This is a genomic window from Halolamina rubra (assembly GCF_000739555.1).
GTDB lineage: Archaea > Halobacteriota > Halobacteria > Halobacteriales > Haloferacaceae > Halolamina > Halolamina rubra.
The window spans coordinates 13530-37897 of record NZ_BBJN01000021.1; the positions used below are offsets into that span (position 1 = coordinate 13530).

General features: G+C 69.9%; 21 protein-coding genes and 4 pseudogenes. 12 read left to right on the plus strand and 13 right to left on the minus strand.

The features are described 5' to 3' along the window. Positions 1-110 precede the first annotated feature (110 nt). From ACP95_RS05900 to ACP95_RS05915, 4 genes are all read right to left on the minus strand, one after another. Positions 111-1670 (minus strand): sulfatase, encoded by a 1560-nt coding sequence (locus ACP95_RS05900; RefSeq protein ID WP_049980323.1) that lies wholly within the window; start codon positions 1668-1670, stop codon positions 111-113. A 74-nt stretch (positions 1671-1744) separates the two neighbouring features. Continuing rightward, positions 1745-2869 carry an NAD(P)/FAD-dependent oxidoreductase gene (locus ACP95_RS05905; protein ID WP_049980324.1) on the minus strand — a complete coding sequence of 375 codons (1125 nt, stop codon included), beginning with the start codon at positions 2867-2869 and terminating at the stop codon, positions 1745-1747. A gap of 63 nt (positions 2870-2932) precedes the next feature. Then, the gene (locus tag ACP95_RS05910) at positions 2933-3565 is read right to left on the minus strand and encodes an IMPACT family protein (RefSeq protein ID WP_049980325.1); all 633 of its coding nucleotides are present in this window, start codon (positions 3563-3565) and stop codon (positions 2933-2935) included. Further along, positions 3566-4066, minus strand: coding sequence for an amino acid-binding protein (locus ACP95_RS05915; RefSeq protein WP_049980326.1), 501 nt, complete (start codon positions 4064-4066; stop codon positions 3566-3568). A 98-nt stretch (positions 4067-4164) separates the two neighbouring features. Here ACP95_RS05915 and ACP95_RS05920 point away from each other — a divergent pair, with 98 nt between their 5' ends. Then, complete coding sequence (locus ACP95_RS05920; protein ID WP_049980327.1) at positions 4165-4704, plus strand: hypothetical protein; 540 nt, start codon at positions 4165-4167, stop codon at positions 4702-4704. On the opposite strand, the pseudogene hisB reads toward ACP95_RS05920, so the two are convergent. Together hisB and hisA are read right to left on the minus strand one after the other, a co-directional pair. After that, positions 4701-5287 (minus strand): annotated as a pseudogene (gene hisB / locus ACP95_RS05925) (imidazoleglycerol-phosphate dehydratase HisB). The gene ACP95_RS05920 and the pseudogene hisB overlap by 4 nt on opposite strands. A 48-nt stretch (positions 5288-5335) precedes the next feature. Further along, positions 5336-6064 carry a 1-(5-phosphoribosyl)-5-[(5-phosphoribosylamino)methylideneamino]imidazole-4-carboxamide isomerase gene (hisA, locus tag ACP95_RS05930; protein ID WP_049980328.1) on the minus strand — a complete coding sequence of 243 codons (729 nt, stop codon included), beginning with the start codon at positions 6062-6064 and terminating at the stop codon, positions 5336-5338. Between the two features lie 111 nt (positions 6065-6175). On the opposite strand from hisA, the gene ACP95_RS05935 reads away from it, so the two are divergent. The 3 genes from ACP95_RS05935 to ACP95_RS16070 all read left to right on the plus strand — a co-directional run bounded on the left by ACP95_RS05935 (position 6176) and on the right by ACP95_RS16070 (position 9088). Continuing rightward, entirely contained in the window at positions 6176-7885 is a 1710-nt protein-coding gene (locus ACP95_RS05935) for a DNA-directed DNA polymerase II small subunit (RefSeq protein ID WP_049980329.1), read from the plus strand. A gap of 78 nt (positions 7886-7963) precedes the next feature. Continuing rightward, positions 7964-8644, plus strand: a complete 681-nt coding sequence (gene upp / locus ACP95_RS05940) for a uracil phosphoribosyltransferase (RefSeq protein WP_049980330.1) — start codon at positions 7964-7966, stop codon at positions 8642-8644. Between the two features lie 63 nt (positions 8645-8707). Continuing rightward, positions 8708-9088 carry a DUF7569 family protein gene (locus ACP95_RS16070; protein ID WP_049980331.1) on the plus strand — a complete coding sequence of 127 codons (381 nt, stop codon included), beginning with the start codon at positions 8708-8710 and terminating at the stop codon, positions 9086-9088. Here ACP95_RS16070 and ACP95_RS05950 read toward each other — a convergent pair. The 3 genes and pseudogenes from ACP95_RS05950 to ACP95_RS05960 all read right to left on the minus strand — a co-directional run bounded on the left by ACP95_RS05950 (position 9058) and on the right by ACP95_RS05960 (position 12359). Continuing rightward, a complete protein-coding gene (locus ACP95_RS05950; RefSeq protein WP_049980332.1) occupies positions 9058-9846 on the minus strand; it encodes a hypothetical protein in 789 nt (262 codons plus the stop codon). The genes ACP95_RS16070 and ACP95_RS05950 overlap by 31 nt on opposite strands. Before the next feature lie 60 nt (positions 9847-9906). Further along, positions 9907-10092 (minus strand): hypothetical protein, encoded by a 186-nt coding sequence (locus ACP95_RS05955; RefSeq protein WP_049980333.1) that lies wholly within the window; start codon positions 10090-10092, stop codon positions 9907-9909. Between the two features lie 132 nt (positions 10093-10224). Continuing rightward, positions 10225-12359: pseudogene (locus ACP95_RS05960) on the minus strand (prolyl oligopeptidase family serine peptidase). A 149-nt stretch (positions 12360-12508) separates the two neighbouring features. On the opposite strand from ACP95_RS05960, the gene ACP95_RS05965 reads away from it, so the two are divergent. Further along, positions 12509-13336 (plus strand): S26 family signal peptidase, encoded by an 828-nt coding sequence (locus tag ACP95_RS05965; protein ID WP_082224601.1) that lies wholly within the window; start codon positions 12509-12511, stop codon positions 13334-13336. Between the two features lie 70 nt (positions 13337-13406). Here the strand turns inward: ACP95_RS05965 and ACP95_RS05970 are convergent, their stop codons facing one another. Beyond that, the gene (locus tag ACP95_RS05970; protein WP_049980334.1) at positions 13407-15212 is read right to left on the minus strand and encodes a Cdc6/Cdc18 family protein; all 1806 of its coding nucleotides are present in this window, start codon (positions 15210-15212) and stop codon (positions 13407-13409) included. Between the two features lie 1024 nt (positions 15213-16236). Between ACP95_RS05970 and ACP95_RS05975 the strand changes: the two genes are divergently transcribed. From ACP95_RS05975 to ACP95_RS16315, 5 genes and pseudogenes are all read left to right on the plus strand, one after another. After that, positions 16237-16878, plus strand: a complete 642-nt coding sequence (locus ACP95_RS05975) for an Era-like GTP-binding protein (protein ID WP_049980335.1) — start codon at positions 16237-16239, stop codon at positions 16876-16878. A 2-nt stretch (positions 16879-16880) separates the two neighbouring features. Further along, complete coding sequence (locus ACP95_RS05980; RefSeq protein WP_049980336.1) at positions 16881-17303, plus strand: DUF2073 domain-containing protein; 423 nt, start codon at positions 16881-16883, stop codon at positions 17301-17303. Between the two features lie 4 nt (positions 17304-17307). Next, complete coding sequence (locus tag ACP95_RS05985; protein ID WP_049980337.1) at positions 17308-18312, plus strand: OapC/ArvC family zinc-ribbon domain-containing protein; 1005 nt, start codon at positions 17308-17310, stop codon at positions 18310-18312. Between the two features lie 56 nt (positions 18313-18368). Beyond that, positions 18369-18467, plus strand: coding sequence for a hypothetical protein (locus ACP95_RS16680; protein ID WP_449271569.1), 99 nt, complete (start codon positions 18369-18371; stop codon positions 18465-18467). Next, positions 18467-19248: pseudogene (locus ACP95_RS16315) on the plus strand (DUF7089 family protein). Before ACP95_RS16680 ends, ACP95_RS16315 begins: the two are co-directional and overlap by 1 nt. Before the next feature lie 286 nt (positions 19249-19534). Here the strand turns inward: ACP95_RS16315 and ACP95_RS05995 are convergent. Beyond that, positions 19535-20119, minus strand: a complete 585-nt coding sequence (locus ACP95_RS05995) for a DUF7090 family protein (protein ID WP_049980339.1) — start codon at positions 20117-20119, stop codon at positions 19535-19537. Between the two features lie 121 nt (positions 20120-20240). Here ACP95_RS05995 and ACP95_RS06000 point away from each other — a divergent pair, with 121 nt between their 5' ends. After that, on the plus strand, positions 20241-20918 hold the full coding sequence (locus ACP95_RS06000) for a class I SAM-dependent methyltransferase (RefSeq protein WP_049980340.1): 678 nt from the start codon (positions 20241-20243) through the stop codon (positions 20916-20918). A 46-nt stretch (positions 20919-20964) separates the two neighbouring features. Here ACP95_RS06000 and ACP95_RS06005 read toward each other — a convergent pair whose 3' ends face one another. Both ACP95_RS06005 and ACP95_RS06010 read right to left on the minus strand, forming a co-directional pair. Further along, positions 20965-21993, minus strand: a complete 1029-nt coding sequence (locus ACP95_RS06005; RefSeq protein WP_049980341.1) for an LLM class flavin-dependent oxidoreductase — start codon at positions 21991-21993, stop codon at positions 20965-20967. Positions 21994-22052: 59 nt separating this feature from the next. After that, positions 22053-23194, minus strand: a pseudogene (locus ACP95_RS06010) (thiamine ABC transporter substrate-binding protein). A gap of 121 nt (positions 23195-23315) precedes the next feature. On the opposite strand from ACP95_RS06010, the gene ACP95_RS06015 reads away from it, so the two are divergent. Then, complete coding sequence (locus tag ACP95_RS06015; RefSeq protein ID WP_049980342.1) at positions 23316-24362, plus strand: AI-2E family transporter; 1047 nt, start codon at positions 23316-23318, stop codon at positions 24360-24362. The last annotated feature ends 6 nt before the right edge of the window (positions 24363-24368 follow it).

A 24368-nucleotide genomic window follows, 5' to 3' on the forward strand; every position in this document is an offset into this window, starting at 1 on the left:
CGGGGCGGAGCCGTCGACAGCTCACCAGCCGCGGTCGGTTTTACACAGTCACGGCATGGGCTCCGGGCGATCGGACGACGCCGATCGCCGGTCGCGCGCCGTGACTGGTGTCACTCCATGTACCCGAGATCCTGCAGCCGATCCTGGATCTCCTCGTCCATCTCCTCGACGGCGTCGTCGGTCACCTCGCCCGCGGCGGCGCTGGTCCAGGCGCCGCCGATCTCGGTCTCGAACACCGCGAGCTCGGCCTCGATCTCGTCGACTGTCTCGTCGCCCGTGCCGGCCACGTTCTCCGCCTCGCCCGGATCATCGTCCAGCCGGTACGCCTCGTCCTCGATACGGTCGATGCGGACGTACTTCGCGTCGGCGCGGCGCGCGGCGCGCATCCGCGCGTAGAACCGCGAGTCCTCGTCGAGTTCGATCCCCGCGTCGGCGGCCTTCTCCTCCAGCTGCTTGAGCTCGACCACCGGCCGGGAGTACTCGACGAACCCGGTTTCGCCGTCGGGCGCGGCCCGCTGCGCCGGGTCGGGGTCGTCAACGCCGTCGAACTCGCGGTACTCGTCCGCGAGCAGCGAGCGCGTGGGGTCGAACGCGACGGCCTCCTCGTCGGCCGCCGTCGGCGTCGCGTCGGCGTCGAACGTGTCCAGCACGGTGTGGTAGAGGTCGAGCAGCTCCACGGTGTCACCGCGGCGCTCGGCGTCGAGGTCGGGGTGTTTCACCATGAGCGGAACGTTGACGAGCGGGTCGTACAGCCCGAACTCGTGGCCGTAGAGCCCGTGCTCGCCGTGGAGTTCGCCGTGGTCCGCACAGACGACGACCGCGGTGTCGTCCCAGCGGTCGGTCGCCTTCAGCCAGTCGAACAGGCGTGTGAGCTGGCTGTCGATGTGGGCGATCTCGGCGTCGTACAGCCCGCGGATGTCGTCCCACTCGTCGTCGTCGATCTCCTCCGCCCCGGAGTTGTACAGCTTCGAGTTCTGACAGACTTTGGTGGAGTCGACGCCGGGCGCGAACTCCTCGCGGAACTCCTCCGGCGGGTGGTACGGCAGGTGGGCGTCCATCAGGTTGATGAAGGAGAACCAGCCGTCGTCGCCCTCGGCCTCGGCGTCCTCGACGAACTCCTTCGTGCGGTCGATGACTCGCGGGGTCTTGGAGTCGGCGCCCTCGCCGGAACTCAGGTACTCGTGGGCGGTGTTGCCCGCGCTGACGATCATGTCCGCCAGCTTCCGGAGCCGCGGGTTGTCGTTGAGCACCTGCCACATGCGCGCGAGCGGGCCCGAGAGCAGGTCGCCCGGCATCACCTCGAAGAAGTTGTCCTGGTCGTCGAACCCGTCGGTGAGGTGGGTGTAGGGGGTGATCCAGGCGTTCGAGGAGTAGCACGCCGTCCGGTGGCCCGCCGCCGAGAGCGACTGGGCGAGCGTCGTCGCCCCCTCGAGGTACGGGTTCTCCTGGTCGGCGCCGTGGCGCGAGGGGTACATCCCAGTGAAGACGGAGGCGTGGACCGGGAGCGTCCACGGTGCGGGCGCGACCGCGTTGTCGAACACGGTCGCCTCCTCGGCGAAGGCGTCGAGGCCCGGGGTCGTGTCGCGGTCGTACCCGTACGGGCCGAGGTGGTCCTTTCGGACCGTGTCCATCACCACGAAGAGGACGTTCTCGGGCGAGCCGCTGGTCATACCCCGAGTAGTGGCTGTAGGGCGGATAAGTTTCCTGTTCCGTGTCGACCGCCCACACGGCCGGGGCGGCCGTGCTAGAACCGCGCCGGGTCGAACGCCGAGAGGTCGGCCGCCGGCTCCTCGCCCGCGATCAACTGCGCGACCACCGCCCCGGAGTAGGGGCCGAGCGTGAGCCCCGTCGGCCCGTGGCCGGTCGCGACGTAGGCGCCGTCGACGCCCGGCACGGGGCCGAGGATCGGCAGGCTGTCCGGGCTCCCCGGCCGCAGCCCCACGCGGACCTCCTCGAACGTGGCGTCGGCGAGCCCGGGCGCGAGCCGGAGCCCCGAGTCGAGCACCGCCTGCACGCCCGCAGCGGTGACCCGCGGGTCGAAGCCCGCGTCGTCCTCCCGGGTGGCGCCGACGACGATCCGGCCGTCCGCCCAGGGGACGATGTAGTTGTCGGCGACGCTCCCGACGATCGGGAGCGCCGCCGGGTCGTCGAAGATGTCGCTCGCGTCGAAGTGGAGTATCTGCCCCCGGATCGGGCTCACGGGCAGCGAGCAGCCCAGATCGTCGCCGAACCCGCCGGACCACGCGCCCCCGGCGACCACGACCCGCTCGGCGTCGATGCGGTCGCCGCCGTCGACGACGACGCCCGAGACGGCGCCGCTCTCGGTCAAGATCTCCTCGACCCGACCGTCGACGGTGGTGAGACCCGAATCGCGGGCCGCCCGCCCGAGCGCGTCGGTGAGCATCGCGCCGTCGACGCGGCCGGCGCCGGGGAACCGCAGCGCGCGCTCGACGCCCGAGAGCGCGGGGAACGCCGCCTCGGCCTCGGCGGGGGTGATCTCCTCGACCGACGCGTCACGGCGCCGGGCGCGCTCGCGGTCGGTCTCGATCGTCTCGGCCTCCGCAGGCGTGAGCGCGACCGAGAGCATCTCGCCCCGCTTGTAGCCGTGGTCGTCGATGCCCGCGGCCTCGAGCTCGCTGATCAGCTCCGGGTAGTGGGCCGCGGCCAGCTCGGCGAACGCGAACCAGTCGTCGTTCTCGCGTCGGCTGCTGGTCGGCGGGGAGACGATCCCCGCGCCCGCGGCGGTCGCGCTCCCCTCCCGACCGTCGTCGACGAGCACCGTCTCGATCCCCCGCTCGACGAGCTGGTACGCGGCCGCCGTGCCGACGACGCCGCCGCCGACGACCACCACGTCCGTTTGTTCGGTCATGGCCGTCGGTTCGGCGGTGGGGGCAAAACGGTTGCGCCCGGGAAACAGACGAGCCGAGCGGTACTACTCGATCCGCGCACGGCCGCTGGTCGCCGACTGGATCCGGTCGCGCAGCTCGTCGCTCTCGGTGACCGGGACCGACACGTCGAAGCTGACCTCGGCCTCGTAGGCGGCGTCGAACTCGCAGTCGGCGCCGTCGAGGATCCCCCGGACGGTGCCGGAGTCGTCGTACTCGACGGTGACGGTGAAGCGGTGGCGCGGCCGGACCTCGGTGACGCCGGCGTCGTCGACGGCCTCCTTCACCGCCCGTGAGTAGGCGCGGGCGAGCCCGCCGACGCCGAGGTTCGTGCCGCCGTAGTAGCGCGTCACGACCGCGACGACGTTCCGGAGGTCGCGCTGCTGGAGCACGTTCAGTGCGGGCTTGCCGGAGGAGCCCGTCGGCTCGCCGTCGTCGCTCTGGTACTCGCGGATCAGCACCTCGTTCACGCGGTCCGGCGACGCCTCGCCCGCGGGAACGCGGTACGCCGGCACGTTGTGGGTCGCGTCGTCGTACCGCTCGCGGACGGCGTCGACGAACGACTCCGCGGCGTCGACGCTGTCGGCGCGGTCGACGTGACCGACGAACTCCGAGCCGCGAACCTCGAAGCGCGCCTCGCCGCGGCCGTCGACGGTGCGGAACGGCTCGGGGTCGGCCATTCAGAAGCTCACTTCCCGGACGTGGGGGAGGTCGTGGATCGCCTTCAGCAGATCGCCCGAGGGCTCGCTGTCGAGGATGAGGTACAGCATCGGTTCGTCGGCGAACTCGGGGTCGTCCGAGAGCACCTGCCGGATCGAGAGCCCCTCCTCTGCGACGATCTCGGTGACCCGGGCGACGATGCCCGCGGCGTCGGCGTCGGTGGGTTTCACCCGGACGACCGTGAAGTCGAGCACGGGCGCGAGATCCATCAGGCTCGGCACCGCGGAGATGTTGCGGAAGATGTCCCGGAGCTCGTCGTCCTCGAGCAGCGCGCCCGTGGTCGAGTCGACGACGCGGCGGTCGACGCCGATCTCGCGGGCGATCTGGGTGTTGGGGATCTCGATGCCGCCGGAGACGACCCGCCCCTCGTCGTTGATCGAGAAGCCGCGTTCGAGCAGCAGGCGCACCACCGCCTGCTGGGAGGGCGACCCCTCGAACTTCTCCATGATCTCGTCGAACACGTTTGGCGGGAGAAGGCGCGGTGGGGGGTTAAACCCACTCTTCCGGCGGTGGTCGCGGTGGACACGGCTTTTTTCACCGCCGGGGGCGACGCCCGACTATGGCCGACCTCCAGTCGTGTTACTTCTGTGGCGCACCCGACGACGTGGGCGAGTACGCCGTGGTCCCCCCGCGCCTCGGCGGCGGCGACCGCTCGGTCGCGCTCTGTCCGGACTGCAAGACGAAGCTGCTGCGCGTGATGGACCCGCTGATCGAGCGCGCGGAGGCGGGCGCCGACGCCGGCGCCGCCGACGAACTCGAAGCTAGTCCGGTCGACGACGCCGAATCGAACGACGACGCGGACGGGATCACGATGGACGCGTCGACGACCGACGCGGGGGCAGGCGGAGGCGGGGAGCCCGGCGCCACGGACGACTCGCCGGCGACGGCCGCGGCGCCCGCCGACGACGACACGCCGCCGCAGTACGACCGCGCGATGCGGATGCTGTCGAACCGGCCGTTCCCGGTCGACCGCAGCGAGGTGGAGTCGATGCTGGCGAACGCGTACGACCTCGAGCGCGAGGAGATCGACGCGGTGCTGAGCCACGCCGTCGAGGAAGGGCGGCTGGTCGCGGAGAACGGCCAGCTCCGGGAGCCTTAGAGCGTCTCCTTCGTGCTCGGCGTGTCGCTCCGGCGCTCGTCGAGCCGCGTGGCGTCGTCGAGCGCGCGGGCGAGCCCCTTGAACAGCGCCTCGACCTCGTGGTGGGCGTTCTCGCCCTCGACCTCGCAGTGGAGCGTCAGGCCGGCGTGTTGGCCCAGCGAGCGCGCGAAGTGTCGCGCGAGCGGCTGGTGAACCCGCCGATCCGTTCCTGGGAGAACTCGCCGTCGAAGCGGAAGTACGGGCGGCCGGAGACGTCGACGACGACGCTCGCCTGCGCCTCGTCCATCGGGACGCGGCGGTCGGCGAACCGGCGGATCCCCGCGCGGTCGCCCAGCGCCTCGTCGAACGCCTGCCCGAGCACGATCCCCACGTCCTCGACGGTGTGGTGGTCGTCGATCTCGAGGTCGCCGTCGCAGGCCAGTTCGAGGTCGAACAGCCCGTGCCGGGCGAAGGAGTCGAGCATGTGGTCGAGGAAGCCGATCCCGGTGTCGACCTCGCTCTCCCCGTCGCCGTCGATCACCAGCCGGCAGTCGATCTCGGTCTCGGCGGTCTCGCGGGTGACGCTCGCGTGCCGATCGGTCATGGGCGGACACGCGGGCGCGGGGAGGAAAGCGGTTGTGCTTGGCCGAACTCAGCGGTCCATCGCTTCGCGCAGCGAGAAGCGGCCCTCGTACAGCGCCGTGCCGACGACGACCGCCGCCGCGCCCGCCTCGCGCAACGCGGCCACGTCGTCCAGATCCGTCACGCCGCCGCTGGCGACGACCGGGATCTCGACCGCGTCGACGACGCGCTCGACGGCCTCGCGGTCGATCCCCGAGAGCTGCCCCTCCACGTCGACGTTGGTGAACAGGATCGAGCCGGCGCCCAGCTCCTCGTAGCGCGCCGCGGCCTCGGCGGGGTCGAGCCCCGTCCCCTCGGTCCAGCCCGAGACGACGACCTCCCCCTCCTTCGCGTCGAGGCTGACCATCACGCTGCCCGGGTGGGTCTCCGAGATCTCCTTGACGATCTCCGGGTTCTCGACCGCCGCGGTGCCGAGGATCACGCGGTCGACGCCGGCGTCGAGCAGGCCCGTCGCGTCCGCGACGGTCCGGATGCCGCCGCCGACCTGGACCGCCACGTCGTCGCCGGTGGCGTCGACGATGGCTTCGATCGCGGCGGCGTTCCCGCGCTCGCCCTCGAAGGCGCCGTCGAGGTCGACGAGGTGGAGCGTCTCGGCGCCCTCGTCCAGCCAGCGCTCCGCGGCGGCGACGGGGTCGCCGTAGCGCTTCCCGGAGCCGCGCTCGCCCGCCACCAGCTGGACCGCCTCGCCGTCCTGTACGTCGACCGCGGGGATGACCTCGAACGTCGGGAACTGGCTCACGCGGGAGGCTGGGGGCGCCGCTCGCTTAGCCGTGCCGGACCCGGAACGGCGACGACCACCGAACCGGGGCGCGTCGTCACGCTTTTGCCCGGCCCTCGCCGAGAGGGGGTCGTGCCACAGGAGTCCCATCGACGGCTCGTGCAGGAGCTCACGAGCCGGGGGTACAACGCCGAGCGCGAGGCGGTGACGCTGCTCGCCGACGCCGGCGACCCCGAACTCGCGGCCGCGGCGGCCGCCGACGCCGCCGGCGACGCGTTCGTCGTCACCGTCGAGCACGCCCGCGCCGCGCTCGAGGACGACCTGCTCGGCGGCGACCCCGGCGGCGAGGCGACTCCGGACGATCTCTCCCACCCCGAATCGACCGAGGGCGCCCCCGACCTCGCTGAGAAGGCGCCGACGGACGTGGGCGGCGAGAACGACCCCACCCCCGCCGACGAACTGCTCGACGGCAACGACGGGTCGTCGACGACCGATGACGACGACACCGGCGTTTCGACTGGAGCGAAAAATTCTGGAAATCGGTCGACAGAACCGGGTGATACAGTCGAAACAGAGGGGTCTGCGAACCCGTCACAATCGGCGTCGGCAGTCGCGGACGCGGTGGGGGGCCGCTCCCCGCCAGCCCCCGAGATCGCCAACGACGTGACGGGGCGCTCGACGGGTACCGGGCAGTACGAGGAGTTCGCGGGCACCTTTCAGGACCGCTACGAGCGCCTCTCGGGGCTGCTCCGCGGCCGCGTGAACCACCGGCCCGCCGAGGCGATCCAGTCGATGCCCGGCGGGAGCGACGCCGAGATGATCGGCCTCGTCGACGACATCCGGTCGACGGCGTCGGGCCACTGGATCGTCGAACTGGAGGACACCACGGGGACGTTCCCCTGCCTGATCATGAAGGACCGGGCGTTCGCGCCGCTGGTCGACGACCTGCTGCTCGACGAGTGTCTCGCCGTCCAGGGGACGCTGGCCGACGACGGCGGGATCATGTTCGTCGACTCGCTCCACTTCCCCGACGTGCCCCGGACCCACAAACCGAACACGGCCGACCGCCACGTCCAGGCGGCACTGATCTCGGACGTACACGTCGGCAGCCAGGAGTTCGCGCAGGGCGCCTGGGACCGCTTCGCCGAGTGGCTCCACACGCCCGAGGCCGAGTCGGTGGAGTACCTCCTGATCGGCGGCGACATGGTCGAGGGCGTCGGCGTCTACCCGGATCAGGACGAGGAGCTCGACATCGTCGACATCTACGAGCAGTACGAGGCGTTCGCGGAGGAGCTCAAGAAGGTGCCCGGCGACATGGAGATCGTGATGATCCCCGGGAACCACGACGCCGTCCGGCTCGCCGAGCCCCAGCCCGCCTTCACCGAGGAGCTCCGGGACATCATGAGCGCCCACGACGCCCGGTTCACCGGGAACCCGTCGACGGTCACCGTCGAGGGCGTCTCGGTGCTGATGTACCACGGCGTCTCGCTGGACGAGGTGATCGCCGAGCTCCCGGAGGAGAAAGCCAGCTACGACGAGCCCCACAAGGCGATGTACCAGCTGCTGAAGAAGCGCCACGTCGCCCCGCAGTACGGCGGTCACACGCGGGTCGCGCCCGAGGAGAAGGACTACCTCGTGATCGACGAGGTGCCGGACGTGTTCCACACCGGCCACGTCCACAAGCTCGGCTGGGGGAAGTACCACAACGTGCTCGCGGTGAACTCGGGCTGCTGGCAGGAGCAGACCGACTTCCAGAAATCCGTCAACATCGACCCCGACTACGGCTACGCGCCGATCCTCGACCTGGACACGCTGGACATGACGGTCCGGAAGTTCGTGTAGGCGCGGCCGTTCGTGCCACCTCCACACGGAGGAACTGAACCGCCCGAGTTTATGCCGTTCGCAGTTCCACAACCGATAATGCCCATCGAGGACCGCGACCAGGCGAAACTGGTCACGCACGCGCTGGCGAAAGATACCCTCTCCAAGATCCGGGACGTGGAGACCGAACAGGTCGGCTTCCGCAAGGGACTCGTCAAACTCGGCCGGATCTGCGGCTACGAGATCATCGACGGCGCGATGGAGACGGAGTACGTCCCCGTCCAGACCCCCCTGACCGAGACCACCGGCGAGCGCGTCAAGGGGCTCGACGACGTGGTGATCATCAACGTCCTGCGGGCCGCGACGCCGTTCGTCGAGGGGCTGCTGAAGGCGTTCCCCCGCGCGAAGCAGGGGGTCATCTCCGCCGGCCGCGACGAGGAGGCCGGGATGGACGACGACGGCACGTTCCCCATCAGCGTCGACTACGAGAAGCTCCCCCAGATCACCGAGGACGACACCGTGATCGTCGCCGACCCGATGCTCGCGACGGGGTCGACGATCTGTACCGTGCTCGAGAACGTGCTCGACGCCGCCGACGACGAGCCCGAGGACCTGTTCGTGCTCTCGGCGGTGTCGGCGCCGGAGGGGCTGATCCGGGTGAACGAGGCGTACCCCGAGGCCGACCTGCTGACGGTCGCCATCGACGACGAGCTCAACGAGGAGGGGTTCATCGTCCCCGGCCTCGGCGACGCCGGCGACCGCTCGTTCCGGACGACGTAAGCGAGGCAGCGAGCCCCCCACCGCCGACCGAACACCTTTGAGCGCCCCCGGCGTTCGACCGCTATGCCGACCGACTCCTGTGACCGCTGTCGCGACTCGGTCTCGACCGCTCTGCTCCGGGATATCGAACTCCGCGTCGACGGCGCCGAAGTCGACGCACAGGCCGTCTGCCCCGACTGTTTCGCGGACTGGATCGCACAGTACCAGGAGCGGCTGGCCGACGACGGGCCCGGCGCGGCCGACGAGCCGAGCGTCGGCGCCGGCCGCACCGATCCGCCGACGGAGTCGGTGTCGACCGCCCGCGACCGGGGTCGTGGCGACAACGAGATCCGGGAGGTCGGCAGGCTGGCGGGGTCAGACGACGGTGATCCGGCCGCGGACGGCGACGACCCCGAGGACGACGGCGCCCGCAGCTACGCTGAACTGCCGCGCCAGCGGTCGTAGGCGTACAGCCCGCCGCCGGCCAGCAGCAAGACGACGCCGAGCGACGCGACGCCGAGGCCGACGACGAACCCGCCGAACCCGGGCCCGAAGTCGTCGACGTGCCCGTGGACGTAGACGCTGTACAGCGTGTCGCCCTTCCGGATCGCGGTGGGGAGCTGGTCGACGTACGGGTCGTTCACTCGCGGGCGGTAGCCCAGATCGTCGCCGGTGGAGTTCTCGATGACGGCGTCGACGGTCCGCCGCTCGCCCGCCGAGAGGTTCTCGTAGCGGGGCGCCTGCTCGGCGATCGCGTTCGCGACTGCGCGGTCGGCGACGTTCTCGGCGCGGACGGTCGCCCCGTCGTCCGTGACCGTGACGCGGTAGTAGCCGTCCGGCTCGGTGGTCTCGTCGGTGTCGCGGACGAACTCGTACGCGGCGTCGATCTCGCGCAGGTCCGCGCGGGCGTCGGCGTCGTCGACGCTCGCGGAGCCCTCGCGCATCGCGGTCACCAGCGCGTCGAGCGTGGCGTTCGGCGCGCGGTACGCGTCGCTGTAGCGTGCGGTGATCCGGTAGTCCGCGAGCGCGACCGCGTGGCCGTGGCGGTCGACGAAGCGCTCGCGATCCGACTCGTTCGCCAGATCGATCGGCTCGGCGGCGTAGATCTGGGAGCTCTGTGCGGGCGGGGCCGTGGCCTCCGCTGCCCAGCCGAGGTAGTACGGCGCCGGGAGACAGAGTAGCCCGACCACGACGAGCAGGAGGGCGACGCGGCGGCGATCCATCGCGCGAAACTGGGTGTGCTCGCTGTAAGTGCTTTCTGTGGCGGCTGCCGCGTTCGACGGTCAGTCGAGGCCCTCGCCGTCGGGCGACCAGTGACAGCAGGCGTCGTCGGTCGGCCCCCGCTCCTCGACGTAGGTGGTGAGACAGGCGTAGTTGCAGAACGCTTTCGGGTCGGCGTCGATCGCGCCCTCCGCGACGTACACGGGGTCGTGGTCCTCGACGGCCGAGTCGCAGTAGACGCAGTCCACGTTCGGCGTTCGGCGTCGGCGCTCGTGAGCGTTACGACGAACCCCCTCGCTTCAGTTCGAGACCGCGGTCCGGGAGTACGTCTGACGACCACGTGAAAGGTTCCCTTGGATCCCTCCGGAGGCTCGGGAGCGCTACGCCTCGGTTTCGTCGGAATCCCCGTCCGCGTCGTCGCCGTTCTCGTCGTCCTCGCCCGCGGTGAGGCCGTCGTCGTCGTCGCGGTCGAGCGCGCGGGGGGCGTCGTGGTGGTCGCTGTAGCCGTCGAACCAGCGGGCGATGCGTTCGATGCGGTCGACGATGTGGCCGGGCTCGCCCGAGCGGGAGAGCTCGTGGCCCTCGCGCGGGTACAGCACGAACCGCGTGTCGGTGCCCTGCTTGCGGACCATGCGGTACCAGAGCTCGGCCGTGCAGGCCGGGGTGCGGTAGTCGTCCTCGGAGTGGATCACCAGCGTCGGCGTCTCGACGTTGTGGGCGTGGCCCGTCGGCGACTGCTCCCAGAGGAACGCCGGCTCCTCCCAGGGGTCGGCGTCGAAGTCGCCCTCGACGAGCGCGTAGGCGCCGTCGGTCGAGCCGTAGAACCCCGTGAGGTCGTACACGCCGCGCTGGGACACCGCGGAGGTGAAGAAGTCTGTCTGCCCGACCGTCCAGGAGGTCATGAACCCGCCGAAGGAGCCGCCCGTGAGGTGCACGTCGTCGGCGTCGACGTAGTCGCGCTCGGTCAGCAGGTCGACGCCGGCCATCACGTCCGTCAGCGTCACGTCGCCCCAGTCGCGCTCGATCGCCTGCATGTACTCCTCGCCGTAGCCCGTCGAGCCGCGGGGGTTCGACCAGAACACGACGTAGCCGCGGGCGGCGAGCGTCTGGAACTCGTGCCACATCGTGCCCGCGGTGGTCCACATCGCGTGGGGGCCGCCGTGGACCTCGACCGCGAGGGGGTACTCCTCGTCGGGGTCGAACTCCGGCGGCGTGATCGTCCAGCCGTGGACCTCGCCCTGCTCGGAGTCGAAGTGGAGCTCCTCGGGCTCCTGCACCGACACGTCGTCAAGGTAGTCGGCGTTGAGTTCGGAGAGCCGCACGCAGTCGTCGCGGTCGACGCCGACGCCGCCGTCGAGGCCGGGATCGTCGGCGTGCTGGCGCTCACAGACGAACACGTCGCCGGGGTGATCCCACTCGCTCATCGCGAACGCGAACCGCGCCTCGCCGACGTGGCCCGTGCTGACGGCGCCGGGTCGAACCACGCGCCGCGGCGCCTCGCTCGCGTCGCCGGGGGCCGCCCAGACGCTGGTCTTCCCCTCGTCGGGCGTCGAGAAGTAGACGCGCTCGCCGTCGGGACCCCACTCCGGGGCGGACTCGTACCCCAGCCCGCGGTCGAGCTGCTCGGTGAGCCACGCCACCTCGCCGGAGTCGGCTTCGAGCACCTTCAGCTCTGTCGGCTGGATGCTCACCTGCTCCTCCTCGCTGTAGAGGAACGCGACCTCGCCGTCGCCGTTGGCGGCGATGCCCGCCCCCCAGCCGCTGGACTCGTGGAGCTTCTCGGCCGACTCGTCGTCGGTGTCGTAGGCGTAGATCGAGTAGCGGTGGGAGTCGTCGGGGTCCTCGCCCACGTCCTGGGCGGTGTAGTACAGCGTCGTCTCGTCGCCCCACTCCGGGGAGTTGTGGTCCACGTCGCCGTCGGTGACGCGTTCGACGTCGACCTCGTCGGCGTCGGCGATCCCCTCGCCACGTGGGCGACGTAGACGTGCGAGCGCGTGCCGTCGAAGTACTGCTGGGCGGAGCGGTACACCGTGCGGTCGATGACCCGCGGGTCGGGCGTCTCCCGCTCGTACTCCTCCTCGTCGGCGATGTCCACGTCGAGCCCCTCCTCGCGCTCGTCCTCGGTGGTGGACTGCGTGAACGCGATGCGGGTGCCGTCGGGCGACCAGGTGATGCCCTGCACCCCCGCGGGCACCTCGGTGACCTGTCGGGCCTCGCCGCCGCCGACGGGGATGATCCAGAGCTGCGGGCGATCGTCGTCCTTGCCCCGGTTCGAGACGAAGGCGAGGCGGTCCCCCGAAGGCGACCAGCGCGGCTGGCTGTCTCCGCCCTCGCTGACGGTGAACTGGCGGGGCTCGTCGCTCCCGTCGCTGGGGACGAGGTGGATCGTCGACTCGTAGCTCTCGTCGTCGTCGGGCACCGTCCGGACGAAGGCGACCTGCTCGCCGTCCGGGGAGAGCCGGACGTCGCCGGGTTTGGCGATCTCGTCGAAATCCGCGGCCTCGATGCGTGCCATGGCGTGACGGGCGGGCTTTCGGACCGAAAGGGTGTCGGTTGCGGCCGGTCCAACCGAGGGGTCGACGCCGCCGAAACGCGAGGCGCGGTCGTCGCCGGAACGGGGGCAGTCAGAAGGCCTATGGCGGCCCCCCGACAATCCGGAGCCAGATGAGCGCTGGCGAGGGTCCGCCGCCGGAGCCGTCCGCCGAGGAGGACGAGCCGGACGGCCTGCTCCGACGGTTTCTGACCGCCGAGAGCGGTCCGCTGATGTTCGCCCGCGAGATGCTGACCAGCATGGCGACCGTCGCCGCCGTCGGCCTGCTGCTGTTCGCCGTCAGCGGCGTCTGGCCGCCGATGGTCGCCGTCGAGAGCGGGAGCATGGACCCCAACATGCAGAAGGGCGACCTGATCTTCGTCACCGAGCCCGGCCGGTTCGCGCCCGACGCCGCCCACGGGGACACCGGCGTCGTCACCCACCAGGTCGGCGAGGAGGTGGGGTACGAGAAGTTCAACGACTACGGGAGCGTGATCGTCTACGACAGCGCGGGCAACGTCGGCCCGCCGATCATCCACCGCGCCCGCTTCTGGGTCGCCGAGGGGGAGAACTGGTACGACGAGGCGAACAAGGCGTGGGTGCAGGGCGCCGACAACTGCGAGGAGATGGACAACTGTCCCGCCCCCCACGCGGGGTTCATCACGAAGGGTGACAACAACGCGTACTACGACCAGACGAAAAACATCAGCCCGCCGGTGAAAGCCGAGTGGGTCGTCGGCACCGCCCGGATCCGCATCCCGTACCTCGGCTGGGTCCGCCTGGGCTTCTCCGGGGCGGCGACGGCCGGGCCGGGCGGCGTCGTCGACGGCGCCACCGCGGGCGCGACGACTGCCGGATCGGTGACCGCCGAAAATGCCACAATTTCCGGTCCAGACGAAACGGTGGAGTCAGGCGGGTTCGGCCCGTCTGAGTCGCCGACGGCGCTCGCCGTGCCGAGCTGATTCTGCTGAACCAAACCCCCATTGTTTCAGGTGGAACGTCGGAGCGCGACGCGGCGGGAACGGCCGCGTTTCAGTTGTCGAAGCGTGCCTGCACGAACGGCTGGGCGTTCTCGATGTCGCCGAGCCGGGAGTCCGAGAGCAGCACGTGTTCGGTCTCCTCGATCGGCACCGACAGCGAGATCTCCTTCGTGCGGCCGTAACGCCCCTTCGAGACGACGACGGCGTTGACGATCCCCAGCATGTCGAGCTCGCTGATGAGGTCGGTGACGCGCCGTTGGGTGAGCACGTCGGCGTCGATCTCCTCGCAGAGTCGCTTGTAGATGTTGAACACCTCGCCGGTGTTGATGTTGTGGACGCCGTTCTTCTCGAGCAGGATCGTCGCGAACAGGACGATCTTGCTCTGGGTCGGGAGCGTGCGGACGACCTCGACGACCCGGTCGAGTTCGATCTTGTCCTGGGCCTGCCGGACGTGCTGTTCCTCGACGGTCTCGGCCTGGCTGCGTTCCGCGAGCTCGCCCGCCGTTCTGAGGAGGTCGAGCGCGCGTCGCGCGTCGCCGTGTTCCTGCGCGGCGAACGCCGCACACAGCGGGATCACGTCGTCGGTGAGCGCGTCGTCCTTGAACGCCACGTCCGAACGGTGCTGGAGGATGTCCCGGAGCTGGTTGGCGTCGTACGGCGGGAACACGATCTCCTCCTCGCCGAGGCTCGACTTGACCCGCGGGTCGAGGAAGTCGGTGAACTTCAGGTCGTTGGAGATCCCCATGATCGAGATGCGGGAGGTCTCGAGCTCTGAGTTCATCCGGGAGAGGTTGTACAGCGTGTCGTCGCCGGACTTCTCGACGAGCTTGTCGATCTCGTCGAGCATGATCACGACCACGCGCTCGTGGTAGTCGATGGCGTCGAAGAACTTGGTGTAGACGCGGTCGGTGGGCCACCCGGTCATCGGTACCTCCTCCATCTCGTCGCGGTCGGCTTCGAGCTCGGCGATCTCCTCGTCGACGGCCTCGACGTCGTCGAACTCGGTGTCCGCGAGCGCGGCGTCGTCGCCGTCGGTCGCGGCCGAGCGGAGCTCGCGGAGCTCCTCGAGGCGGTCGGTGACGATCTCGCGGTTCTTCTCGATGAACTTGTTCGCGAGCTGGGCGAGCACGCGGTACTGCGTGTCGGTGATCTCGCAGTTGATGTACTCCACCTCGCAGGGCACGTCGTACTTCTGGGAGGTGGACTCGAGCTCCTGGCTCACGAACTTCGCGCTCGCGGTCTTCCCGGTCCCCGTCTTCCCGTAGATGAGGATGTTCGACGGCGTGTCCCCGCGCAGCGCGGAGACCAGGATCGTCGCCATCTGGTTGATCTGGTCCGTCCGGTGAGGGAGCTCGTGGGGCGTGTAGGAGGGCCGGAGCACCTCCTTGTTGCTGAAGATCGGCTCGCCCGCCATCAGGTCGTCGAACAGCCCCTGGCTGTCGCCGTCGTCCTCGAGCATCCGGTCGATGTCGACGCCGCCGGTGTCGAGGTCGACCGAGCTGTCGACGCTGTCGATCGAGCCGTCGGTCACGGCGTCGCTCCCGGTGTCGAGAACCGAGGCGGGATCCGTCCCGTCGCCAGTTCCCTCCTCCACGTTCTCGCCGCTGTCGGTCGTTTCCGTCGCCGACGGATCCGCGGTTGGGTCCGTGCCGTCGTCGAGGTTAGTCCCGCTGTCCCCGTCCGTCTCGCTGTCGGCGTCGATCTCGTCGGTCGGTTCGCTGTCCGCGCCGTCCCCGGGCGTGGCGTCCGCGTCCTCGGCCCCGGTGTCGTCGCCGCCGTCACTGCCGTCGACAGTCCGCGGGCTATCGTTCGGATCGTCCGCTTCCTCCGCCGCACCTGTGTCGTCGGTGTCGTTCATTTGGTTACCCCTGCGTTTCGAGTGGAAAACGGCGCCCGGAACCGGTATATCCGCCGTGAACACGCCTGCAGGACGCGATTCGTCGCGGCGGTCTCCGAACTGCCGTCCAGTTGATGCACTCGAACCAAATGAATAGGGGTACCAAAAACCTGTCCCTGTTGACGCGGCGAGTCGCAAGTGAACGGGAAATCGGCACAGTCACGGAACCTGTTCGGTAGGACCCTCCTACCCCACCGTTTCGGGTGGATCGCGTCGTCGAAGCCGTCACCGAAGGGCTGGCTGGAGCTCGTCGACGGAGCCCAGAGATTCCCTCGGTGTCCCCCAGTTCGCACAGAGCTGAAACGGGGGTCGCGACCGAACTTCGCGGCGCCGACGATGCGTCGACGCCAACTCGCGGCGATCGCGTTCGAGGCCGTCGACGACCCGGCTCTCGTTCGAGCAGTGTGGACGGTCGACCTGAAACGACGGGGAGGTCGAACCCCCCCACCCCTTCGTTTCCAGTGGAACACGGAAACGGACGGGGGTGGGGTCGAGAAGCGGCAGGAACCGCCCTCTATAGAGGGGTAGTTTTACAACACACGACGATAGATTAGTCCGTACTGCAATCTCCATCTTTTCTTTATTGACGGAGTTGTTTGGTTAGTTATGGCTACTCCCGCGAGCCGGCCTCCCCACCCCACCCTTCCGCCCGCTCTCCACGGGAAACGAGGGGGAGGGGGTGTTCGGAGTCGGTTCCAGGAACCGACAACCGGTTCGATCGGGAGCCTCCCGGCGTGATTCGACCGGACTCGGCTTCGCGATCCCGGATCGAGCGAGCGAACACCTCTGTTTCGACTGGAAACGGTGACCCTCCCGCTCTCGGGGACCTTCGATATATCCGTTATTTGATAACTCGTCGGCCCGAACGTCGCCACGTCCGTCGACGCCGATCGCGGGCGACGACCCTGTCTGACGCCATTCTTAAGTGTATTGCCGGCCGTACTCCGAGTAACAGCCCCTTACTGCGGTGGGGCAGGAGATAAGGATGGGTCTGCTCACGAGTCTGAAAGACAGCATTACGCGGGTCACCGACGGCCTGTTCGCCTCAGAGGAGCCGAAACGGATCGGGATATACGGCCCGCCGAACGCCGGGAAGACCACGCTGGCGAACCGGATCGCCCGTGACTGGACCGGCGACGCGGTGGGCCCGGAGAGCCACATCCCCCACGAGACACGCCGTGCGCGCCGGAAGGAGGGGGTGACTATCGAGCGCGACGGGAAGGAGGTCACCATCGACATCGTCGACACCCCCGGCGTGGCGACGAAGGTCGACTACGAGGAGTTCCTCGAGCACGACATGGAGAAGGAGGACGCCGTCCGGCGCTCCCGCGAGGCGACGGAGGGCGTCGCCGAGGCGATGCACTGGCTCCGTGAGGACGTCGACGGCGTGATCTACGTGCTCGACAGCACCGACGACCCGTTCACGCAGGTGAACACGATGCTGATCGGCATCATCGAGAGCCAGGAGCTGCCGGTGCTGATCCTCGCGAACAAGATCGACAAGGAGGAGTCGGACATCCAGCGGATCGCGAACGCGTTCCCGCAGCACGAGACGATCCCACTCTCGGCGCTCGAGGGACAGAACATGGACGAAGTGTACGAGAAAATCGCGGAGTACTTCTCCTAACAATGCCCGAAGTAACCAGCGGCGACGGCGACGGAGGACCCAACGAGGGCGAGGACGGCCCCGACGACGGCGTCAGGGTCGACATGATCAGCGGCGCCCGGATGGAGGGGCTCACCAGCATGGAGAAGATCCGGCTGATCCTCGACGGGGTTCGCGAGGGGAACATCGTGATCCTCGAGGAGGGGCTCACCCCCGACGAGGAGTCGAAGCTGATCGAGGTCACGATGACCGAGATCAGCCCGGACGAGTTCAACGGGATCGAGATCGAGACCTACCCCAAGTCGAGTTCGAGCAACCCCGGGCTGTTCGACCGGCTGATGGGGAAGGAGGACACCCAGAAGCTGACGGTGATCGGGCCGGCGAACCAGATCGAGACGCTGCACAAGGACGAGAACCTCATCAGCACCCTCGTCTCGCGCAAGTAGGCCCGTGCCCCACGAGTGTACCACCTGCGGCCGGCAGTTCGACGACGGCTCCAAGGAGATGCTCTCGGGCTGTCCGAACTGCGGCGGGAACAAGTTCCAGTTCCAGCCGCCCGGCCGGAGCGCCGAACCCGAGGAGCCGGCCGGAGCGACTGACCCCGACGACTCGGTCACGAGCTCCCAGCCCTCGACCGACAGCGCGCCGTCGACCGATACCGGGCCGTCGACGCCGGATCCGACCGACACCGCGCCGTCGACGCCGGATCCGACCGACTCCGGGCCGTCGACGCCGGATCCGACCGACACGGCGTCGACGACCGAGTCAGCTGACCCCCTGTCGGATCCCGGCACGCAGGGCGATCTCGACCTCCCGGACGACACCGCACACGCGGCCGAGACCGCAGGTGACGACACCGGGGGCGCCGTCGACGCCGACACCCCGAGCGCCGCCGACGCCGACACGGCTCGTACGGAGTCGGCCGAGGAACGGTACCGAGACGCCGAGATCGACGAGTTCCGGGACGCCGAGGTCGCCGACGACACCGACGCGGAGAACAGCGCCCAGCGGGACGCGCGCTCGGCGGCGGTCAGCCCCGAGGAGATCGAGGACGCCCGCAAGCAGGTGGCCGACACCGAGACCGAGGCGGCGCCGGACGACGGCAGCCGCGGCCGCGGGACGCCACAGGGCCCCCCGGCGGAGACGCCCGCCGGTGCGGACCCCGAGGAGTTCGACCTCTCGGACACGGTCGGGGACGACGACCCGGTCGAGAAACAGCCCGTCGCGGGCTCGGCGCCGGAGCGCGAGGAGCCGGTCGCCGACGACGACGCCGACCTGTCGGCGCTCCGGGAGGAGCTGAACCAGCAGTTCGAGAGCATCAAGATCACCGCGCCCGGCCAGTACGAACTCAACCTCATGGAGCTGTACGACCGGAAGGAGTACATCATCTCGCTCCAGGAGGACGGCCGGTACGTGATCGAGATGGCCGACGACTACGGGATCGACGAGGACTGAGCCCGCAGTCGCCCGCTTTCAGCAACTGTTAACAGCGACGCGGCCGGAGCGGGAGTATGAGCACGGCGACGAAGATCGTCACCAGCACAGTCGGCCTGTCGGCGCTTCTGGCGCTCGCTCTGGTCTTCCAGATCGTCCTCTCGAGCGGCGCCTGATGTTCGCCGAGCGAACGCTCGCCCCGCCGGTCCAGCGACTGCACCGCGAGCTCACGCCCGAGGTCCTCGTGCTCGACGTGGAGCAGGACTTCGAGACGCTCCAGCCGGCGGTCGCCGAGGAGCTGGGCCTGCTCGTCGACGCGTTCGACCCCGCCGGCTACCCCGAGTCGTGGCTGCCGGCGGACGCCCCCGCGCAGTTGACGGCGTACGCCGGCGCGCAGTTCACCATCGGCCTCCCCGGCGACGGCACGGTCGTCTGGACCCGACAGACCGAGCCGCCGACGGTGCTCGTGAAGGCCCGCGCCGAGGGAACCCCCGAAGGGTTCCGCTCGTTCCTGCTCGCGGAGGCACTGGTCGAGATCGACGAGGGCGTGCCGGAGAGCTTCCTCCCCTTCTTCGGCGATCGCTACGCTGACCTCGACGACGCGCTAGGTCTCGGCGGCGCCGCCACCTACCAGGTCGCGATGGCGCTGTTCGAGGCCTGGGTCGGGCTCCACACCCGCGAGCGGTTCCGCGCGTGGGCGGGCGAGCACGACGAGCTCCACGCGGCGTGGGAGGACGCCGGCGACCGCCTCGTCGGCCGGATCGAGGGGCTGCCGGGCGAGGTCGCCCGCGGCGAGACGACGTTCCCCGCCGCGACCGAACTGGCGTGTTCGGCGGTCAAACACGGCCTCGACCTGCCGGCGCCGTTCGCGGCGCTGGACACGCTGGCGTACCGCGACCACGGGGCGGAGTACGCGGTGCAGTGGGCCGAGAAGACGGTGACGCGCTGGCGGAGTAGCCCGGGCGTCGACCCCGGCTACACACCGTCCAGCAGCTGCTCGACGACGGCGTCGACGCAGGCTACACACCGTCCAGCGCCCGTTCGACGGCGGCGTCGACGCCTCAGCGGGGTTCCACCCTTTTCGACTGGTTCGTCCCTTTCGACTGGAGGCAGCGTTTCGACTGCACGAACCGTTTCGCCTGGAGATCGCTCTTCGTCTGGAACGAGCGCTTCACGTCCACAAACGACCCCGGACGCTTCAGGTGGAACAGGGGGCAGCGGGACAGCCGGTGCGTCGCGGCCCCTACTCGGTGGCTTCGTAGCTCACGTTGCCGTCGTCGTCGAGGGTGACGGTGCCGTCGAACAGCTCGGCGAACGCGGCGACGGTGTCGTCGTCGTGGACCTCGCTGGAGAGGTGGAACAGGCAGACGGCGTCGTGTTCGCGCACGAGTTCGATCAGTCGCTCGGCGGCCTCGAGCGCGGCGGCCTCGTCGCCGTAGTAGGCGAGTTCGGAGAGCGAGTCGAGCGTGATCCGGCGGCGGCCCTCGGTTGTTTCGAGGAACGAGGCCACGTCCTCGACGATCCCCTCCACGTCGTCCGGACCGGCGGCGTAGTGGATGTTCGGCGCCGAGCGCCGGGAGTAGCCGCGTTCGATCGAGAGCGTGTCGAGGATCACCGCGCGGGACTCGTCGACCTCGTAGTAGTCGAGCTTCTGCTCGACCTCCCGGGCGGTGGTGCGGGTGGAGATCACCAGGAAGCGGTCGGTGTCGGCGCTGAGGAAGTCCGTGTCGACGCGGTCGGTCTCCCCGATACTCGGGTGGAGAAGCAGCAGGGCGGTGCCGGCCGGGACGGTTTCGGGTGCGCCGTCGATGGCGAGGTCGTACTCCATAGGCGGTGGTACACCGGCGTCGACTTGAAACTCGCGGCGGGGGCACGGGTCGGCGTCGATGCTCGGGCGCCCACCGATCTGGAGCCGAACCCGTTTTGCCGGGGACGGTCCAACCCCGCCCATGAGCGTTCGCGAGGAGTTCGACGCCTGGGCCGCCGAGGGCCGCGAGCAGGGGATGGAGGAGCGCCACTGGCACACAGTGCGGCCGATACTGGCCCGCATGCCCGTCGAGGCGGGGGATACGGTGCTCGACCTCGGGACCGGCAGCGGCTACGCGCTGCGGGCGCTGCGCGAGCGCGGCATCGGCGCCGCTTACGGGCTCGACGGCTCGCCGGGGATGGCCCGGAAAGCGGACGGCTACACCGACGACGGCGCCGTGGGGTTCCTCGTCGGCGACTTCGACCACCTCCCCTTCGCCGACGACTCGATCGACCACGCCTTCTCGATGGAGGCGTTCTACTACGCGAACGACCCCCACCACACGCTCGAGGAGATCCGGCGCGTGCTGAAACCCGGCGGGACGTTCTACTGCGCGGTGAACTACTACGAGGAGAACGCCGCCTCCCACGACTGGCAGGCGAACATCGAGGTCGAGATGACCCGCTGGGACCGCGGCGAGTACCGCGAGGCGTTCCGCGACGCCGGCCTCCACGTCGCCGAGCAGGACAACGTCCCGGACCGCGAGATCGAGATCCCCGACGAGAGCGCGTTCCCCCACGAGGGGTTCGAGAGCCGCGAGGCGATGGTCGAACGCTACCGGACGTGGGGGACGCTGCTGACCGTCGGCGTCGCTCCCTGATCGCCGCGCCGACCCTGCTTCCTCGCCGCGGCTCGATTTCGACTTCTCACCGCGGTTCGATCCCGAGAGCTTCCGCGATCAGTTCGTGCGAGCGCAGCGCCCGCTCGTGGTCCGGCACGACGTGCTGGAGCATCAGCTCGTCGACGCCGACGCGGTCGGCGAGCTGTTCCAGCAGCCCCGCGATCGTCTCGGGGCTCCCCGAGATGGCGCGCGGCCACTCGTCCTCGTCCAGTGTCTCCGGCGTCGGTTCCGGCACGCCGCCGAGCTCGTCGATCGCCTCCTCGACCGACGGCGTCGACCCCAACTCGCCGCGCTGCATGCGCTGGAACGACGCCTCCGCGACCGCCCGCAGGCGCGCGGCTTTCGCGTCCGTCTCGGCGGCGACGGCGTTGAGCGCGACCATCCCCCGCGGCTCGTCGACCCCGCCGGCCAGCGACGAGGGTTCGAACGTCTCGCGGTACGCCTCGAACGCCGGCACCGCGAAGTGGGGGCGGATGAACGCCGCGAAGCAGAACGGCAGCCCCAGCTGCCCCGCGATCTTCGCGCTCGAGGCGCTGGAGCCCAGCACCCACGGCTCGGGCGCCTCGGCGTCCGACCGCGGGATGTCGATATCCGCGTACTGGTGTCCGTCCGGAAAGTCGTCGTAGAGGTGGTTCACGACGGACTCGATCTTCTCCCGGTGGTCCTCGTCGGGGTTCTGCACGCGCCGACTGGTGCCGAGCGCGCGGTCGACGGCGGGCGAGCCGTTCGCGCGACCCAGTCCGGCGTCGATCCGACCCGGGGCGAGCCCGTCGAGGGCGCCGAACTGCTCGGCGACCTTGAACGGGCTGTAGTGGTTCAGCAGCACGGCGCCCGAGCCGAGCCGGATCGCCTCCGTCTCGGCGGCGAGGTGGCCCAGCAGCACCTCGGGCGTCGTGCCGGCGAGGCGGCTCGCCATCCCGTGGTGTTCGGCGACCCAGAAGCGTTCGAAGCCGAGCCGTTCGGCTTGCTTGGCGGCGTCGACGGTCTGTGCGTACGCCTCGGCCGCGGTGCCGTTTTCGGGAACCGGCGAGAGGTCGACGGCGGAGAGCTTCATACCGAACGGCGGGGACTGCGGGAGAAAACGGTTCGGCTAGCGGAGTCGCCGCGGCCGGCTCAGTTGCCGGCGATCTGTCGGCTCCACTCCTCGATCCAGCCCTGGAGGTTCCCCCGGAGCTCGTCGTAGGAGAAGCTGACCGCCTCCGGCGGCACCTGGGCGTACTGCTCGTACTCGGCGTGTTCGTCGCCGAACTCGGCGTCGGTGATCGCGGGGAACGCGACGTTCCGGACCGCGATCTCGGCCTGCACCTCGGGCCGGAGCATGAACTCCATGAACGACTTCGCCAGCCCGGGGCTGTCGGTATCCGCAAACTGGGCCATCCCCTCGGGGTTGGCGTACGCCTGATCGTTGAGGAACCGAATCTGGTGGCGGTCCATGTCCTGATCGGCGCGGTTCGCGTACACCTGGTCCGTCGAGTAGGACACGACCATCGGCGCCTCGTCGTTGCCGTAGGCGCTGTAGGCGTCGCCCCAGCTCCCGAGGATCCGCACGTCGTTCTCCTGCAGGTCGCTCCAGTAGTCGAGGTAGTTCTCCTCGCCTTTGGCCTGGATCGTGTGGAGGAGGAACGCCCGCCCGGTCGCCGACGAGGAGGGGTTCTGAGCGAGCAGGTCGCCGGCGTACTCCGACTCGAGCAGGCCGTCGAACGTCTCCGGCGCGACGAACTCGCCGCCGTCGGCGGTGGCGTTCCAGACGAGGCTGATGTACCCCGTGTCGTACGTGACCGACCGGCCTGCGGGTCGAAGTTCAGCCCGTCTTTGATCGCGTCGGCGCCGTCGAGCGTCGGCGCCTCGGCGAACAGCGAGCCGCCCTCGAGGTTCTCGTCGAGGCGGATCAGGCCGTCGACGTTGAGGCCGACGTACACGTCGGCGTCGATCTCCACGTCGGCGTTGGCCCGCTGGATGTACTGATCCAGCTCGTTCGGCGGCGTCTGCCAGACGAGGTCGGCGTCGAACTCCGACTCGAACCGCTGTTTGATCCACGCGCCGGGGCTGGTGCTGACCGCGTCGATGAACGAACTGTACGTCGCGACGACCAGCGTGTCGCTCTCCCGCTCGGTCGCGCCGACGGTCGTCGACGTGGTGTCGGTGGGTTCGGTCGTGGTCGTGTCGGTCGGCGACTCGACCTCGTCGGCCGAACAGCCCGCGAGCAGCGCCGCGCCCGCCGCGCCGGCGGTCGTGATGAACCGACGCCTGTCGATACGGTCCTTGCTCATTACGCGGTTGTTTCTCCGGGTGGTAGTTAAGCCGTGCGGTACGCTGCCGGCGCCGAGCCGCCCTCCGCGGGACAACGGTTTTGCCCGCTCGGGTTCCGGGGGCGGTATGAACAGCGACTGGGGGGAGACCCGACTGCTGGTGCTCGTGCTCCTCGGCCTGATCGCCCTGTCGGCGGTCGTGCTGGCGGAGGTGCTGTACACGGTGGTGTTCGCCATCACGGTGGCGTACACGCTGTTCCCGTTCCGGCAGGGGCTGGTCGAGCGGGGCTACTCCCGCCGGGTCGCGACGGCCGCGGTCACGGGGGTCGCGGGGACGGTGATGGTGGGCGCGGTGGTGCCGGTGGCGTACGTGCTCTACCGCCGGCGGTCGACGCTGCTGGACCTGGTTCGCACGCTGCCGGAGACGATCCCCATCGTCGTCGGGGAGTTCTCCTACGTGATCCGGACCACGCCGCTGATCGCCGCCGCGGGCGACCTGCTGCGGGGGGCCGCGATCTCGGTCGCCGGCGCCGCCACGGTGCTCTCGCTGAAGGCGCTGCTGTTCGCGATCGTGGTGTACGGCCTGCTCGCCCGGCCGGGGTCGGTGCGGACGGTCGCCGTCGGGCTCGCCCCGCCCACCGTCCACGGCGCGCTCGAGCGCTACCACGAGCGGATCCGCGCCACGCTCGTCGGCATCTACGTCGTCCAGGCGGCGACGGCGGCCGCCACGTCGGTCGCCGCCTACGCCGTGTTCGCGCTGCTGGGGTACGACGCCGCGATCACGCTCGCGATCGTCGCGGGCGTGCTCCAGTTCGTCCCGGTGATCGGGCCGAGCGTCGTCATCGCCACGCTCGCGGCCGTCGATCTCGTCGCCGGCAACGCCCCCCGGGCGACGACTTTGCTGATCGTCGGCCTCGTCGTCGTCGGCTTCCTCCCGGACGCGGTGATCCGCCCGAAGCTCGCGGCCGCGGCGGGCGAACTGCCGATCACGCTGTACTTCGTCGGCTTCGTCGGCGGCGTGCTCACGATCGGCCCGTTGGGGTTCGTGCTCGGCCCGCTCGCGGTCGGCCTGCTGGTCGAGACGGTCCAACTGCTGTCGACGGCGCCGGGCGTCGAGGAGGCGCCCGACCCCGACGAGGTGATCGAGTCCGACCGCGACGCCGGGATCGAGTAGCGGCCG